This window comes from cyanobacterium endosymbiont of Epithemia clementina EcSB (assembly GCF_029919255.1).
GTDB lineage: Bacteria > Cyanobacteriota > Cyanobacteriia > Cyanobacteriales > Microcystaceae > Rippkaea.
Genome location: NZ_CP123991.1, coordinates 635,300 through 651,629 on the forward strand (window position 1 = coordinate 635,300; position 16,330 = coordinate 651,629).

Sequence of the window (16,330 nt, forward strand, 5' to 3'; positions counted from 1 at the left end):
TGACTCTCTTAGAAAGAGTTTAATAGATATTAAATAGATATTTTTTTGCTCTTATTAGATGTTGACTAAGGTTTTTCATACTCTAAAGTTGCCATAAATTACCCCGATTATTGCTGTTCGAAATTTAACATTAAGTTGACCTATCATAGTAGTAAAATTAAATAAAGTAGCAATAATAACAGCTTTCTAAAAATTACTTTTTGCTAAACTGAGGCACTATCGATACAGAGGATAATATCTTCAGGTCAAGTGATCGTCTGATCGTCTCTAATCCTTTAACCTTAAATTCATTTAGGGGACGTTGACTTAGTCAAGGGTAAAATTTTGGGATAGACAATGACGACATAAAAAAAGCCTAAGAAAGTTGAGTTATGTCCAAATTCAAATTTTCTGTCAGAGATAGACTTTTGGTTATTGAGTGGGGAGATAATAAGTCCAAAGATGTTCACCATGAGGAAAAATTATTTCAATAATCGTTTTTAGAGACTTTTCCAAAATGTTGAAGACAAGAGCCTGAACTTATAATAAAGTTTTTTTGGTTTTCTGAGAATTGGAGCAATAAGAAGCGACAGACTTTGAGATGGGGCTGTGAGCACAGGGGAAAAACTGGCTAAAACCCTAATAAGACAGTAATAGTTCTACTGAGAATAGATAACTATTCGGCCATGATATGAGTGACTATAAAAAAGAGTAGACTGCAATCCTCATTGACCAACGACTAAATGTTGGGCTTTTCTAGTAGGTTTCTAATCATTTAGGTAAAAAAAGTTTTTATTCTACTGAAATTTTAATAAAAAAGAGGCTAGTTTTCAATATGTTAGGATTAAAATCTAGCAAAATAGTAGACATTTTATACTCTATTTATGGTGCAATTCTTAGCAAGTTTTTGTGACTAGATTTTTTATGAGTAAGTAAGTTTAACTATCAAGTAAATATAAGATATAAAGTAGTTAAATTAAAGAGTTATTGTTCAATTTTTTAAAAAAATTAAATAAGAATTAAGAGCAAAATATCATAGTTGTATATAAAAAGACAAAAATTTGAATTAATTGTAGATTTAGTGTAACTTTCAGCAAATACAACTTAAAAATAATTTTTATATAAATTATTTAAGAAATAAATATTTTATTCGCTAAGAAATAGAAAAAAGTTAGCCCTAAGAATATATAAAATATCTTGAATAGCTTTCATAAAGAAAATTAAATAACTTATTATAATTAATAATTATTTAAGCTATGAAATCGCATAAAGATGTTATTTTGGGTATAAAGAGGTTAGAAAAAGAAAGTAACTTATAGGATTTTTTTTATTGAGTAATAAATAAACCTGTAAAGATAAAAAAACTTAAGATAACTAGGACTTAGGATGATTAAGTATTAGTCCAATAAAACCTAGTCAACTGCACTCAATTATACAAGCTTAAAAAGAAGAACTAACATTACAAATAATAAAAAAAAATAACTAAATGTAATAAAAATAGACGATACATGGAATTTTAAATCTGGGTTTATAAAAAAAGATAGAAACTAAAGTAAAGATACAGATAAAGCTAAAATAAGACAATGACTACCGGAAAAATCTACTTTTGCTGAAAAATTAAAACCTGTAACCAAATAGATTATAAGGATAAATATGTTAAAACGAAATTCTATAAAAAAAGACATATTTTATAGTATATTAAATTTAATTAAACATGTCAAAAAAATGTCTTAATGAAAACAACATTAGAATACAAATTAAGGCAATGTAAATCTTACTATTTTTGTTTAAATACAGAGGGGTAACATGATTCATTTTTAATGTTTATTTCATTTTTTCATGAATAGACAGTTAATGATTAATAGTTGATGATAGGTTGATTGGTTTGCGATCCTCTATATTGAAAAATAAAAAAAAATTTTCTATAAAAATTAAAAGTTAAGTAAATATGATAAAAATTATTCATCTATCTGACATTCATCTTGGTAGTGGCTTTACCTATGGTCACCTCAATCCTAAAACAGGTTTAAACACCCGCTTTGAAGATTTTATCAACACATTAAGTTTATGTATTGATCGAGCAGTGAGAGAAAAGATTGATCTTGTTTTATTTGGAGGAGATGCTTTTCCTGATGCAACCCCTCCTCCCTATGTTCAAGAAGCTTTTGCTTCTCAATTTCATCGTCTGGCTGATGCCAAGATTCCTACAATATTATTAGTTGGAAATCATGACCAACATTCTCAAGGCGATGGAGGCGCAAGTCTTTGTATTTATCGAACATTAGGTGTTCCAGGGTTTATTGTGGGGGACACTCTTAAAACCAATAAAATATCGACTAAAAATGGAGAAATTCAGGTGATCACTTTGCCTTGGTTAACCCATTGTACTCTCTTTACTCGTCGAAAAACTGATAACTTATCTTTTGAAGAAGTTCAGCATTTATTAATTGAAAGTCTGACCTTAGCTTTAGAAGGAGAAATTCGTCAACTAGATCCCCAACTTCCGACTATTTTGTTAGGTCATTTGATGGCAGATCGCGCTAATCTTGGAGCAGAGAAGTTTCTTGCTGTTGGCAAGGGATTTACCATTCCTATGTCTTTATTAATTCGTCCTGAATTTGATTATGTTGCACTTGGTCATGTTCATAAACACCAAAATTTAAATCCTACTAATGATCCCCCAGTAATTTACTCAGGAAGTATTGAACGGGTAGATTTTAGTGAAGAAAAAGAGGATAAAGGTTATATTTATTTAGAAATAAATAAAGGAAAAGTTGATTGGCAATTTAATCCACTTCCTAGCCGTAATTTTTGTTCTATTAATATTAATGTATCGGAGGAATTTTACCCTCAATTTGCTATCCTTAAAGCCATTCAAAAAAAGTCTATACAAAATTCAGTAGTACGCTTAATTTACAAAATTCGTTCTGAACAATTAGAATTAATTAATACAGGGGAGATTTATGAAGCATTAGAAGAGTCCCATAGTTATACTATTAGACCGGAATTGGTCAGTCAATTATCCCGTTCTCGTCTACCAGAATTGGGGGTGGGAAATAATTTAGATCCCATATCTGCTTTGCAAGCTTATTTAGATAGCAAAGAAGATCTTAAAGAGATAGTTAAAGATATGTTAGAAACAGCTAAATTTTTACTGAATAATAACGATCCAAATTTAGATTTATCAGTTAAACAGAAAATTTTACCATTAGAAGATTTAGAAACTTTTAGTTTTGAGGAATAGGGAATAATGATGATTTTCGTTCAATTAATTTTGATTAAATTGATTTATAACTACTCATAATTCCCAAGACTAATTAGGATTGTTTGATTTTATTGATGTAGTTGGTGACAGTCAAATCGCGTTGCAGTGAGTTAAGATGCTCAACTGTAGTCTAATTTTGCTAGATTCAGTTCTTCCTAAGTTTAATGACATTCGTGTAAGCCAATTGCTAGGCTCTCAGTATTTTCAGGTACTGATTTTTACGATGACCGCTCTAGCAAATACTGGCGTCGATCAAATTAGGGGGTTGGGTACGGAGACTAATAAATTGTATTATGTCTTTAATTCATCTATATTATTAGCACAGATTCTAGCTTTTTTTTATCTGATAAAGACTATAGTTTTTACTAAAGTAAATAAAAATTTATGACCAGATTCTAGTGCCCATCAGGTTATTTATAGAAATAAGTCATTATCCTTTACTTCCAAAGAGTTTGCTATTCCCGAATATCATCTCAAGTATCAACCGAAAAAAGTCTAGAAAATTCTGATTTAAATTAGACAGATTGCCAAACAAAAACAAGAAAAAAATATGAAAGAATCATAAAAAATAAAGGCTATAAATTTTGCTTTAAAATATTCAAATACAGTTACAATAATAGTTCTCTAACTTATTAGCTATTAACTAATCACACTCAGTCTAAAAGAGTCAAGTCGATTATAAATCAAGACTTTAAAATTGAACAGCTCAACACAATTGTTAATTTTTTTAAATGAAATATTTCTATGTATAACCGAATCAAACAATATCAACAATGAAAGGAGAAAACACTGAAGAACCACAATTAGCCCAAATTTTTACTAAAAACTAAGGACAATTCCGCTAATAGCCAGCTGGTGTAAGAATAAAGCTTTTTCTAGAGAAAATTTGTGTCTACTACTTCTACTTGCCATAAAAATGGACAGAGAACTCTAGTAACATTAGATTAATTAATGGGTTAAGTAATTTTTTCTTGCATAGCTTGTTTCGATTCTTGATCATAATCCCACTTATTTAAGAATGATTTGTATTCGCCTTTTTGAGTATAAATAGTATAAAGCAATGACCGCAACTTTTGTTTAATGGCATCAAGGTTAAGTTGATAAATTAAATAAGCTGATCGTCCTGATATTGTTAGTCATTAATTGACTAACAATATCAGGAAAAGATTGTCAAGCAGTAATGATCACAGAAGAAGAAGTTTCAGCTATAGCACTATAACTGCTTAAATAATTTCCTAAAAAGTTTCTAGCACCATGTTACTTCGAACAAGTCGATAATTTTTTATTGAATTCACCGTTGCTGAATTATCCCTTTTCCATCTGCTCTAATAGAGAATAAGCTCACTCAATCTCTTGCTCATTTTAAAGATTTTCAGAAAAATACCAATTACTTGTCATATTAATAGTACCCACTTCTTTCATTTAGTAATGAAAGCTCTTAAATGTTTTATACAAATAGTCAAGGCAGTTAAATTTTAAATGTTAATTCTTACTGTATATTAAATACTATCAAAATGATTAGCTTTATAGTGAAAAAAATCTTTGATTCTTACATTCTCTTTTCTAAATAAATTAAATAGAATTAAACAAATTTTATTTGTTGTTTGTTCTATATAGAAAATATTAATTTTAATATCTAATAGAGCAAAAATTATGGTTTATCCATATATAAATGGACATCCTTTATCTCTTTAGTTAAGATAAACGCTAATATTTAATTTTATTAAAATCTAACTATAGATATTTTTAATCAATAAAGATACCCAAAAAGACAGTGGCAGAATATGAATAAACAATTTTATGACAAAAACTATTAAAGGAGTAATCAAATTATAAATCTAAACTCTAATCTAAACTAGAAAAAATTTTAATTTTTTCTAGTTTAAGAAACTTAAATAAACCTAAAAAAAGTAGATATTAGTTTTCATAAAAAATAAGTTCATTTTTATAAAACTTATTATTAATTTGTTTTAAGCAATAAACTACTATGTATAGTAGTCGTTCACTGCCGTTACTAATTTATATTCATCTTTTAAGATTCAACCTGCTGATTAAGTCTTTTTTATTCTTTGTGATTTATTCTCAATTTTATTTACTGTTTAATATTTAAAAAATAAAATAAAAATAGCCTTTTAAAAGCTATTTAAAATCAGTTTGATTTAAATTAATTTCCTAGTTTTAATAAACTAAATATATTTAAATTTTCACTTTTTTATCGGTCTGTTAAATTTTTTTTATCCCTATATTTTATATATACTATAAGTGGCGGCTAACCAGAAGTTAAAACTTGATTTATCTAGATATTCTACACGGATTTTTTTCCAGAGCTTAGCTAAACATCGCATAATCCCGTTAATCAACGTTAATTCCACCAATAAACTTTTGTGTAAACTATAAAAGAAGCCAATTTTAAACAGATAGAAATTTTATTAACCTTCAACCCTATTGCTAACAATTCAATCGCACTAACTCTATCTTTTGTTCTTCAAGAGATTTTTTGAACTTCACTTTACTAGAGTGAAGTGTCTTCCTGCTTCAACTTGGTAAACATCCTTTAATGATAAGATCATATTAATTTATCAGAGTTTTTATGGTAAACTCTAGCAACACATGTTGATATCTGTTTTTGGCAATGTTTCGCTTGATCTTATTTTCCTAAAAAATACTTAAACCCAATTTTTTTGTGAATTATAACAGTAAATTAATGTCATTCTTATGAAGACCATGATTCCAATACTAAACTCTTCATATAACAACAGACGGGTCACTACAGTTTATAATTAGAGACTCTCGTCATTGGTATAACAGGCAAAACCATTCCTATATTATCTGGGCAATACTGGTTATTCGATAAGCCTTTTATACATGATTTAAGGATCAAAACGCTCAATTCCCTTTTTTTTGTATTTTGGGACGAGGAAACTCAGAAGCAGCAGGGAAATATTTAATCGGCTCATTGACCATTGCTTGTTTCATAAAGTCTCGCCAAATAGGGGCAGCATTACCGCCTCCTGTGACCCCTCGTCCTAAAGCGCGGTTAGCATCATCCCCTACCCAAACTGCTGTGGCCAATTGAGGAACATAACCCACAAACCAAACATCACGTTCTGAATCTGTGGTTCCTGTCTTACCCGCGGCAGGACGATCAATATTAGCTGCTCTCCCTGTTCCACTCGTAATAACTCCCTGTAAAACTGCCGTTAAGTTAGCCGTTGCCCAGGGCTCCAGAACTAATTGGGGTTCTGGAGTGTTGTCTAATAAAACATTGCCAAGACTGTCCGTAATTCTAACAATAGCTGTTGGTTTAGAGTACCAACCATTACTAGCAAAGGTAGCATAGGCTCCCGCCATTTCTAGAGGAGTGACATCTCCAGCTCCTAAGGGAAGAGAAGTCACTGCTTGTAATGGACTTTTAATGCCTATTCGACGACAGATCTCAATAACTTTACTAACTCCAACTTTACTCCCAATAATCACTGCCGGAACGTTGCGCGATTGTATCAAAGCAGTACGAAGGGGCATAGGACCTCTATAATTCCCTCCATAGTTTTTAGGGCTATAGGTATTTTTCCCATCGCGGAAACTTACCGGATTATCATTGACAATGGAGTCGGGAGTAAATTTGCCACTAGCAAAGGCAGTATAATAAACAAATGGCTTAAAGGAAGACCCAGGTTGGCGACGAGATTGGGTAGCACGATTTAGCTGACTTTTATTGTAATCAACTCCTCCCACGATCGCTTTAATAAAGTGAGTACGAGGATCAACAGCCACTAAAGCGACCTGTAGATCTTTCGCAGAAATTCCCCATTGCCGCAGCTTACGATAACCCTTTTCCACGCTTTCTTTAGCTTTAAGCTGAAGATAATAGTCAACGCTGGTCTGAATTCGCATTCCCCCTTTTAGGGTAACTTCTTCACCGAATTTATCCTCCAACTCTTCCATGACAGTGTCGGTCACGTAGGGAAGTTTACTGTTCTGCCATGCCGTAGGTTTACCCATCTTCAAGGGTTCTTTTTTAGCTGCTTCAGCCTCTTGAGCAGAAACCCATCCCAAATCCCGCATCCTGTCTAAAACCATTGCTTGTCTTTGTTTAGATTTGGAATAATTAATAAAAGGGCTATAGGTTTCTGGAGCTTGGATAAGTCCGGCCATCAAAGCCGATTCAGCTAAGTTTAATTCAGATGCCGGTTTATTAAAATAACTTTCGGCTGCAGTTTGTGCCCCATAGTTATTGTGACCCCAATAGATATTATTTAGGTACATTTCTAGGATTTTGTCTTTATCAAAAACCTGTTCCACCCGAAGAGAAAGAACCGCCTCAGAAAGTTTGCGGTTAAAAGTTCGATCCGTTGACAAAAAGATATTTTTGACTAACTGCATGGTAATGGTAGACGCGCCTTCTACCACACCACCACTTTTATAGTTTACCCAAAGCGCACGACCAATACTTGTGAGGTTGATTCCGTGGTGATAATAAAAGTGACTATCCTCAATCGCTAGTACCGCCCTTTTGAGTTCAGGAGACATATAGTTTAGAGTTGTTACTTCTCGGTTGGCTTCTTCATGAAGTCTCGATAGGAGCCGTCCTTTGATATCGTAGATATAAGTGGTTTCTGGTGGAGCGTAGTTATTTAGACTCCGAACGTCTGGGAGGTTGCGAAAGCTAATCGCAAGTCCAACTAGTCCCCCTGCAATAATTGAACTAGCTAACAGGGAGAGGCTGAGTACGGTTCCTCCAGCCACTTTGATTACACCTTGCCTAAAGGAGGCTTTAGGAGAGGGGGGCTTGTTTGGATTAGTTTGTTGTCGAATAGTGCTAGACGACACGATAATTTTACTTCCTCACTCCGAGTATAGGTTTATGAATTAGCGGGAGACCTGGCATAAATAAAGTTTTTTACAAGTAGCTCATGGAATTTAGCCGAGATTAAATCCCCTAGTCTCATTTATTATGCCCTATACCCGAAATAAATTCCTAGCATTATGTCTATACACAGAATTTTCCATTATGTTAAGCAAATTTTTTTAATGAGGGTTTGATTATGTCTACTGTTAAGGTTTCAGTTCCAGCGACGACAGCTAATTTAGGACCGGGGTTCGACTGCATTGGGGCTGCTTTAAACCAATATAACTACTTTACGTTTAGTCCCATTGAAACGAAAATTCCTGACTTAACTATTGCTATAAAGGGGAAAGAAGCCCCAAGAGTAAGTTGTGATCGTACCAATTTGGTTTATCAGTCTTTTCTTAAACTCTATCAATACCTGGGACAAACACCTCCTAAGGTCGCCATCAATATTGAATTAGGAATTCCTTTAGCTAGGGGGTTAGGAAGTTCGGCCACCGCTATTGTTGGCGGTTTAATCGGAGGAAATAAATTGGCTGGGGAACCTCTTTCTTTATCCGAGATTATGGAATTGGCAATCACCATTGAAGGTCATCCTGATAATGTGGTTCCTGCTTTGTTAGGCAATTGTCAATTATCTGTAGAAAAAGCAGGAAATTGGCAAATTTGCCCCATTGTCTGGCATCCAGATTTAATTCCTGTGGTGGTTATTCCTGATTTTGAACTGTCTACCCAAAAGGCGCGGGCTGTTTTACCTACGCACCTAAGTCGTCATGATGCCATTTTCAATATTGCTCATCTGGGATTATTGATTAAAGGATTAGAAACAGGCAATCGAGACTGGTTAATGATGGCTTTGGACGATAAACTCCATCAGCCTTATCGTCAAACCTTGATCAAGGGCTATAATTCTCTAAAAAAAGCTGCTCTGTCCGTGGGTGCTTATGGTCTGGTCATTAGTGGAGCTGGCCCTACAGTGATTGCCTTAACTTCTTCTGAGCACGCAGAGCAGGTATCACTTGCTATTACTGATGCATGGATGCATGTAGGAGTTAAAGCGGAAGCGCTATTGCTATCGATTGATTTTGATGGCGCTAGGGTTGTTATCTAAAATATGCGGATGGCGAGACTTGAACTCGCATGGCACAAGCCACACGCCCCTCAAGCGTGCGTGTCTACCGATTCCACCACATCCGCGTCATAACTATCTATGCATAGTATCATAATCGAAGGCCAAAATACAAGGAAGATTTTAACCCATTCTTCAAGTCTTCTAATGAGTTACCAGCAATTACCAGTGAAAAAAAGAAAAATACAGAAAATCTTAAAACAAGAGGCTAAGATTAACCCTCCATCAAAAAACCCTGTAATAATCTTTACACGGGAACCCTCTATTTACCGCAAACTAAAGAATCATGAGCATTTCCATCAAACAATTATGTGTCTATATTGCACTCCTAGCTGTAGGTAGCAGTCTCGGATTGTGGAGAAGTCACTATACAAGTCAATCCCCAATTACTCAGACGGTTCAAAACCCCCCAGTGGTTCCCACAAATCTAAACCCTTTATATTTTCCTTCTAGATCCTCGAATGTAAACAATTTTAATTTTATTGCCAAAGCTGCTCAAAAAGTTGGTCCAGCAGTGGTTCGCATTGATGCAGCTAGACAAGTATCTAGCCACCTTACCGATTCTTTTGAAAATCCTTTTTTCCGTCGTTTTTTTGGTAAGGAAATTCCGATTCCCAAGGAACATATTGAGCGAGGGACGGGCTCAGGATTTATTCTTAGTGAGGATGGCCAATTATTGACGAATGCCCATGTGGTTGATGGAACAAAACAAGTTAAAGTTACTTTGAAAAATGGACAAATCTATCGGGGACAAGTATTAGGGATTGATAAAATGACTGATGTGGCTGTGGTAAAAATTGGGGCTACAGATCTGCCAACAGTTAGATTAGGGACGGCTGAGAATTTACAACCTGGAGAATGGGCAATCGCTATTGGGAATCCTTTAGGATTAGATAATACTGTCACAGTAGGAATTATCAGTGCTTTGGGGCGGTCAAGTTCAGAAGTTGGGGTTCCAGATAAGCGATTAAGATTTATTCAAACCGACGCAGCCATTAATCCAGGGAATTCAGGAGGGCCTCTTCTTAATTCTAATGGAGAAGTAGTGGGGATTAATACAGCAATTCGTGCAGATGCTCAAGGATTAGGGTTTGCTATTCCCATCGAAACAGCCCAACGGGTAGCCCAACAATTGTTTGTTAAAGGAAAAGTCGATCATCCTTATTTAGGTATTTACATGGTTACGTTAGATAGAGAGTCACAAAAAGAACTTAATAAAGAGAATAAATTAGATTTTGAAGTGACTGAAATTAAAGGAGTTTTAGTAGTTAGTGTAGTGAATAATTCTCCTGCTGCTGAGGCTGGTTTTAAACCTGGGGATGTAATTTTAAAAGTTGGGGGTAAATCAGTAGAAACTGCGACAGATGTACAAGAACAAGTAGAGTTAAGTTCTATTGGAACAATTCTTGACGTAGAGGTAATTCGTCAAGGAAATTCTAATCCTGAGACTTTAGCAGTATGTCCAGAATCTTTTCCCAATAAAAATTAATATTCAATGGTTTCAATGTGATTTAATTATGGATTTTAGTAGTTTAAAATATCTCAGTTAATTCTATTATTTATCACTATTTAGTTTATTTTACACTGTCAATATTTAACATGAATATTATTTCTTTGAGAATAAAAATATAATATAGGAATTGAGATACTGTCAATATTATTTAATGGTGGGGTCAGCACTACTAAGTAAATATTTCTGAAATGAACTCTAAAAAAACAAGTCATTTTGTATCGCTATAATTAGGTAATAGAAGTTAAGTTAATACTTCTTTAGTTACTGTTTCTTAGAGGGATACTTATGAGAAATGTTAGTTAGACAAATTTTAAAGACACGGTTATTATTTTCAATAACTAAGTAAAAATACAACAAGGTTGACAATTATCTCAAATAATAACTGCCAACAATCAAAACTACGATGATTGAGATAAAAACAGCCTAAAATTAGAAACAGCTTATTTTTTTATTCTAAATTTAGAGATTACTTTTTAGGTAAACTAAGTATAAAAAATTAGTAAATTAAAAAGGTAAATAACAAAGTTTTAGATATTAAATTTTATAGAACTTTCAATCTTCAAATATATTTGATTTGTCGTTGATTGTTTAAATAAAAAAATATTAATAGCATTCAATTTTACTAATCAATAGTACTAACTATTACTTCATTTTTTATTGATAATAAGTGATTAATTAAAATACTTACTTATGGAGATTTTTAAATAGTTATTGATCTACATATCTTCGGTCCTCAAATAATTGTTCAATCAAATCTTACCTTAACTGAGGGAAAGGTTTACAGTCATCTATAAAGCTAATAATTTACCGCAGTCATTTTTAGTTAAATACAGTTTAAATCCAAAATTCTATTCCATAGAATTCTAGTTAGATCCGGTTTTTTAAAAAAATTCTGTGTATTTTACTGTCGGTTTATAATCGACTTGTATCGAAGTAGAATTGATAGAACTAATTCCTGTATTTTCTCCCTTGCGAGCCTATCAAAAACAGTGCAGTAACATTATTGTCCAAGGTACAACTTCCACAAAACAACGGTGTCTGATTAAATTAGGAAATGCTCTTTTGCAATGGGAAATAACCTGCAATATATAAAATTTTTGAAGAGTTCGATATTCTGAACCATAATAAGTAACTACCATGGTTATAGCTTTACCTGTTCTCAACAGAATGACAATACTGTTTAAATCTTTGATGAAGCTCATCTAGATTAAAAAATATCTCTGTGAGATTGAGGCTAGATTTTATATTCACAGTAAAAATCTCGGTAAATACTTTCTATTTTTCCACCAAGCTCACATTTTAAATCAACAAAGTATTTAAGCAGTTTACAGTATAAACTGCTTAAATACTTTTAAAAAACTTGAGATATTTTACTTAAAATTCAATGTTTTAGAGATTTTTTAAGAGTATTTAACTTAACTAATCCACTCACTGTCTATTGTTTTTCTAACTTACTTGTCTTAGCCGATGAAGTTTTTTTATTCCTTTTGCAAGGAATAGTTTTGAGGAAAATAGGAACCGTAAAATGAAATTGACTTCCGAGATCTTTCCCATCTGATTCTGCCCAAATCTCTCCGCCCCACCCTTGAACAATCTGACGACAAATAGCTAAACCTAACCCCGTTCCCCCTGTACTACGCCGTAATGCCCCTTCTTCTTGATAGAATCGATCAAAGACTGTTTCTAAACAATTGGGCTCAATACCTCGCCCCGTATCAGCGACTGTAACTTCTAAACTGCCAGGATGGGTGCTACTAACTTCAATAGTCACGCTTCCTTTAGAACTGGTAAACTTGCATGCGTTGTCGAGCAGTTTGGCTAACACTTCTACGAGCCATTCTCCATCGGCTTGAATTAAGGGAAGTTCAGAAGTCACTAAGTTTTTAATGTTAGGTAAATTGCTATCTCGATTACGAGCCCTAACATTACTTAGAGATAGTTCAACACATTCAGCTAAATCTAACGGTTCGGGATGCCATTCCACCCGTCCACTTTCTAACCGAGAAAGGGTGAGAAAATCTTGGACTAGCTTACGCATGCGTTCAGCATCTTGCAAGGCGGTATTAAGCATCACTTGACGCAATTTGGGGGACATATCCGGTTCAGTGGCCAAACTTTCTAAACAAATTTGAATAGTAGACAGAGGGGTACGTAATTCATGGCCAGTAATAGCCACTAAATTAGAACGAGTGCGATCAAGGGCTTCAAGTTGTTCATTAAGATATTGTAGGTTAGCATAGGCTTCAGCTTGAATTAGGGCCACACCAATTTGAGTGGTGATCGAATTAACCAAAGCCACATCTTCATCTTTCCAGTCCACAGGATTAGGACCACAGTGATGCAACTCTAACATCCCCAATAGTCTTCCCCGATAGAGGATAGGAACTAGTAGCCAAGATAAAATCGAACACTTAATGACAAGACTTTGAAGGGATTTTGAATCTGAATTGGACTTTGTTCGCTTGAAAATACGCGGATCATTATTTGCATCCTCAATCATTAAAGAATCACGTAACTTTATCACTTCTTGGAATAAAGGATTGTCGTGTAATGGCCAAATTTCTCCCTTAATTGAAGCAATACCGGCACTTAAAAATTCATGTTGAATTGTCGCTATGGTATCGGTTTCCCGACAGCGATAAACAAGACAACGACAGACTCCTAACCCTTCCCCTAATTTCTGGACAGCTAGGTGTAGAATTTCTTCAGGATCTAGTGAGTGTCGAATAGCAGTGGTAACCGAATTAATCAGACGTTCCTTATGTTCTTTGGAGGCTAGGGAACGGTTCGCCTTAAGCAGTTTATATTGACCAGCTTGTAGATAACTAACGAGGCGTTGCACAAAGGGATCTGGGTGTCTGTTAGGACAATCCCAGGTTAAATTATTAACTTCTTTTTGCTCAAGATTTACTCCTCTTCGTCTTAAAGTCGTCACGGGTAAATACTTCTGGCGAGCTTGCTTGATTTTAGTCTTTAATTCTGGTCGATAGGTGAGAATGCGTCGTAATAATGTATCTGCAGCTTGTTGACTCACTTGACGATCAAATGTCCAAATTCCTTCAAAACGTCGGCTATTGTCCATAGCTGAGCCAACACGGTCATTAGTATCATCATGATTTATTCCAATGCGTTCTTGACACACTAAGCAGCTCGCATAATCTTGAGCAATAACGATTAAGCTCCATTCTTGAGCCAAGCTGTCCGTTGATTCAAAGGCAATCTTCTCATAAACTTCAGAACTGTTTTCAAAGTCGGATTCTGGAGCAGCCAACACATAAACCTGATCTGTTTTTTGGGCAATTCGCCGATATCGTTGGGCTTCTTGCCGATAAAATCGTTCTCGTTGAAAACTAGCAATAACTAGAGGATAACCTGAACAGGCTAAGACTTGATCTTCCATAGCATGAGATAAAGCTGTCAAGGAAGCCTTGAAATACATTTGAGGCCGCCAATAGGGAAAAATTTGCAACAGTTCTGTTAAAACCGATATTGAATTGCTCATCGACGTCTTTTTGATATCTCCTGGCAAAATCGATGTCATATCGCCTTTATAGCCTTCATATTGCAATTATGTCCCCTTAAAGAGGGGTGTTAAACTATAAGTAGAAAGTCTATGTTTACAATTACCCCTCATTGTAACGGGATTGCTATAGTGGCTAACGATCATGTTATGAGGATTAACTTAACTCTACGGACATAGCCTAGATAAGTTATTTTGTCATTAAACTCCATTCTATTAGAAAAACTTGACGTATTCTTGTTGTTAAGTCTGTGCACATCCTCTATTTAGCTTATAAAGATCAATAATCACTCTTCAATCAATAAAAAGTCCCTGGATGTCTTTCTATAGTTTTGACTCCAAGAACTTTTTTTACACGTTTTTACTCTTAATACACTATCAAAGTAACCAAATCTTCCCAAAATCCTTTTCGAGACAGTGATGTTTTGTTAATCTGTCCTCTAATAACCTTACTTATTGAGGTATTACAAAATCTGTCATAATTTTCTAATTTTTCAGGGAAAATCGAAGATCTTATCAGTAGTCATAAATATCAAGAAAAACTGACAAGACGCTCTCCCAAAGCCTGATAAATTCGTTAACTTACAAAGTAAGTTAACGATCACACCCCTTGACCATTTCCCCTAATTTTTTGTTACATAAAATTAAGCTGACGAGCCCCGTAATCCAAATTCCACGAGTTAACCATAATTCGTATGAAACTCTTAAGACTTTACCAAGAGCTATTTGTTGCCCAAATTATCGGAGAGTGTATCTCATGGTACAAGAGCAACTACTCTTAGAGAAGATGACCCTCAGACGGCTACGCAGAGTAGCCAGTGAATATAATATCTCTCTTTACAGCAGAATGGGTAAAGCACAATTGCTGTCTGCCATAAAACAATTGATTCAGGAACAAACTGTTCAAAAACCAAAAATTAAAGAAATGACAAGAAGTCCAAAACTCGTTCAGGAGGAACAAGAAATGGAAACATCTAAATTTGAAGTAGATCAAGACGATATCGTAGAGGGACTTTTATCCTCTGTTGATGACCGGCTTGGTGATCTCCCCGATGGCTATGGAGAAAGCCGTATTGTCATTTTGCCTCGTGATCCGCAATGGGCTTATGTATACTGGGATGTTCCTAATAGTGATAAAGAAGAATTACGTCGCCAGGGAGGACAACAGTTAGCCCTACGTCTTTATGATGTCACCGATATTGATCTCAATAACCAAAATCCCCACAGTATCCAAGAATACCTCTGTGACGATCACTCACAGGAATGGTATTTACCTATTCCTGTGAGTGATCGTGATTATGTTCTCGACATCGGTTATCGTTGTTTCGATGGACGCTGGTTGGTTCTCGCTCGTTCAGCTTCTGTTCATATTCCCCCTGTCTATCCTTCTGACTGGGTAGAAGATATCTTTGTCACCGTCGACTCAAACCAAGAACTCCAAGGTAATATGGTTTACGATTTGGTTCGCCCTACTCACAGTCAAGCAATCCCCGGCGACAATCTTGTCTACGACAAAATTTTGGGTATGACTCAAGGAGTGGAAGCTCAGCGGATGGCAGGTTCTGTGTTCGGTTCTATACAACACGTCACGGGTTCAGTAATCAGTCCCTACATTAAGCAAGAAATGCTTAATCCCTACGTTTATCAAGAAGTAGTTAGTTCTTATGTCTTTCCCTCCAGTGTTGGAATGTGGGCAATTCCTACCGCTTCTGGTGTGAATGTCTCTACTATGTCTGGTGTGGGGTTAGCAGTTCGTGTTTCTACACCGTCCGAGTATCCTCATAAGTTCTGGTTAGTAGCTGATGCTGAGTTAATTGTTTATGGGGCTACTGAACCTGATGCTACTGTTACCATTGGTGGTCGTCCTATAGAACTCAATCCCGATGGCACTTTCCGCTTCCAGATGTCTTTTCAAGATGGTTTGATTGACTATCCTATAGTGGCTGTAGCTGTTGATGGAGAGCAAACCCGTTCCGTTCATATGAAGTTTAATCGTGAAACTTCTGAGTGCCTTACTAAGGCTAAGGAAGAAGCAGTTTAGGAATGCTTTAAATTTAGTCTATAACTCGAGATGA

At 34.9% G+C, this 16,330-nt stretch carries 7 protein-coding genes and 1 tRNA gene; 5 read left to right on the top strand and 3 right to left on the bottom strand.

Features of this window, described 5'->3' with window-relative positions; all coding sequences use genetic code 11:
• Positions 1-1,927: 1,927 nt before the first annotated feature.
• Complete coding sequence (sbcD, locus tag P3F56_RS02005) at positions 1,928-3,223, top strand: exonuclease subunit SbcD (protein ID WP_281153126.1); 1,296 nt, start codon at positions 1,928-1,930, stop codon at positions 3,221-3,223.
• 2,907 nt (positions 3,224-6,130) lie between these two features.
• On the opposite strand, the gene P3F56_RS02010 is transcribed toward sbcD, so the two are convergent.
• Positions 6,131-8,074, bottom strand: coding sequence for a transglycosylase domain-containing protein (locus P3F56_RS02010; RefSeq protein ID WP_281153128.1), 1,944 nt, complete (start codon positions 8,072-8,074; stop codon positions 6,131-6,133).
• Between the two features lie 215 nt (positions 8,075-8,289).
• On the opposite strand from P3F56_RS02010, the gene thrB reads away from it, so the two are divergent.
• Positions 8,290-9,204: a homoserine kinase gene (gene thrB / locus P3F56_RS02015; protein ID WP_281153130.1), complete on the top strand. Its 915-nt coding sequence runs from the start codon at positions 8,290-8,292 to the stop codon at positions 9,202-9,204.
• 4 nt (positions 9,205-9,208) lie between these two features.
• Here the strand turns inward: thrB and P3F56_RS02020 are convergent.
• A tRNA-Leu gene (locus P3F56_RS02020) sits at positions 9,209-9,290 on the bottom strand.
• A 218-nt stretch (positions 9,291-9,508) separates the two neighbouring features.
• On the opposite strand from P3F56_RS02020, the gene P3F56_RS02025 reads away from it, so the two are divergent.
• Both P3F56_RS02025 and P3F56_RS02030 read left to right on the top strand, forming a co-directional pair.
• Positions 9,509-10,711, top strand: coding sequence for an HhoA/HhoB/HtrA family serine endopeptidase (locus P3F56_RS02025; protein WP_281153132.1), 1,203 nt, complete (start codon positions 9,509-9,511; stop codon positions 10,709-10,711).
• 963 nt (positions 10,712-11,674) lie between these two features.
• Positions 11,675-11,827, top strand: a complete 153-nt coding sequence (locus tag P3F56_RS02030) for a hypothetical protein (RefSeq protein WP_281153134.1) — start codon at positions 11,675-11,677, stop codon at positions 11,825-11,827.
• 343 nt (positions 11,828-12,170) lie between these two features.
• Here P3F56_RS02030 and P3F56_RS02035 read toward each other — a convergent pair whose 3' ends face one another.
• Positions 12,171-14,237 carry a DICT sensory domain-containing protein gene (locus P3F56_RS02035; RefSeq protein ID WP_281153681.1) on the bottom strand — a complete coding sequence of 689 codons (2,067 nt, stop codon included), beginning with the start codon at positions 14,235-14,237 and terminating at the stop codon, positions 12,171-12,173.
• Between the two features lie 775 nt (positions 14,238-15,012).
• Here P3F56_RS02035 and P3F56_RS02040 point away from each other — a divergent pair.
• Positions 15,013-16,296, top strand: coding sequence for a DUF4912 domain-containing protein (locus P3F56_RS02040; RefSeq protein WP_281153136.1), 1,284 nt, complete (start codon positions 15,013-15,015; stop codon positions 16,294-16,296).
• The last annotated feature ends 34 nt before the right edge of the window (positions 16,297-16,330 follow it).

What these genes read in the sequence shown, in the direction of transcription:
- P3F56_RS02025 (WP_281153132.1), top strand. Translation starts at nt 9,509, where the DNA reads ATGAGCATTTCCATCAAACAATTATGTGTCTATATTGCACTCCTAGCT.
- P3F56_RS02040 (WP_281153136.1), top strand. Translation starts at nt 15,013, where the DNA reads ATGGTACAAGAGCAACTACTCTTAGAGAAGATGACCCTCAGACGGCTA.
- P3F56_RS02035 (WP_281153681.1), bottom strand. Translation starts at nt 14,237, where the DNA reads ATGAGCAATTCAATATCGGTTTTAACAGAACTGTTGCAAATTTTTCCC.
- sbcD (WP_281153126.1), top strand. Translation starts at nt 1,928, where the DNA reads ATGATAAAAATTATTCATCTATCTGACATTCATCTTGGTAGTGGCTTT.
- thrB (WP_281153130.1), top strand. Translation starts at nt 8,290, where the DNA reads ATGTCTACTGTTAAGGTTTCAGTTCCAGCGACGACAGCTAATTTAGGA.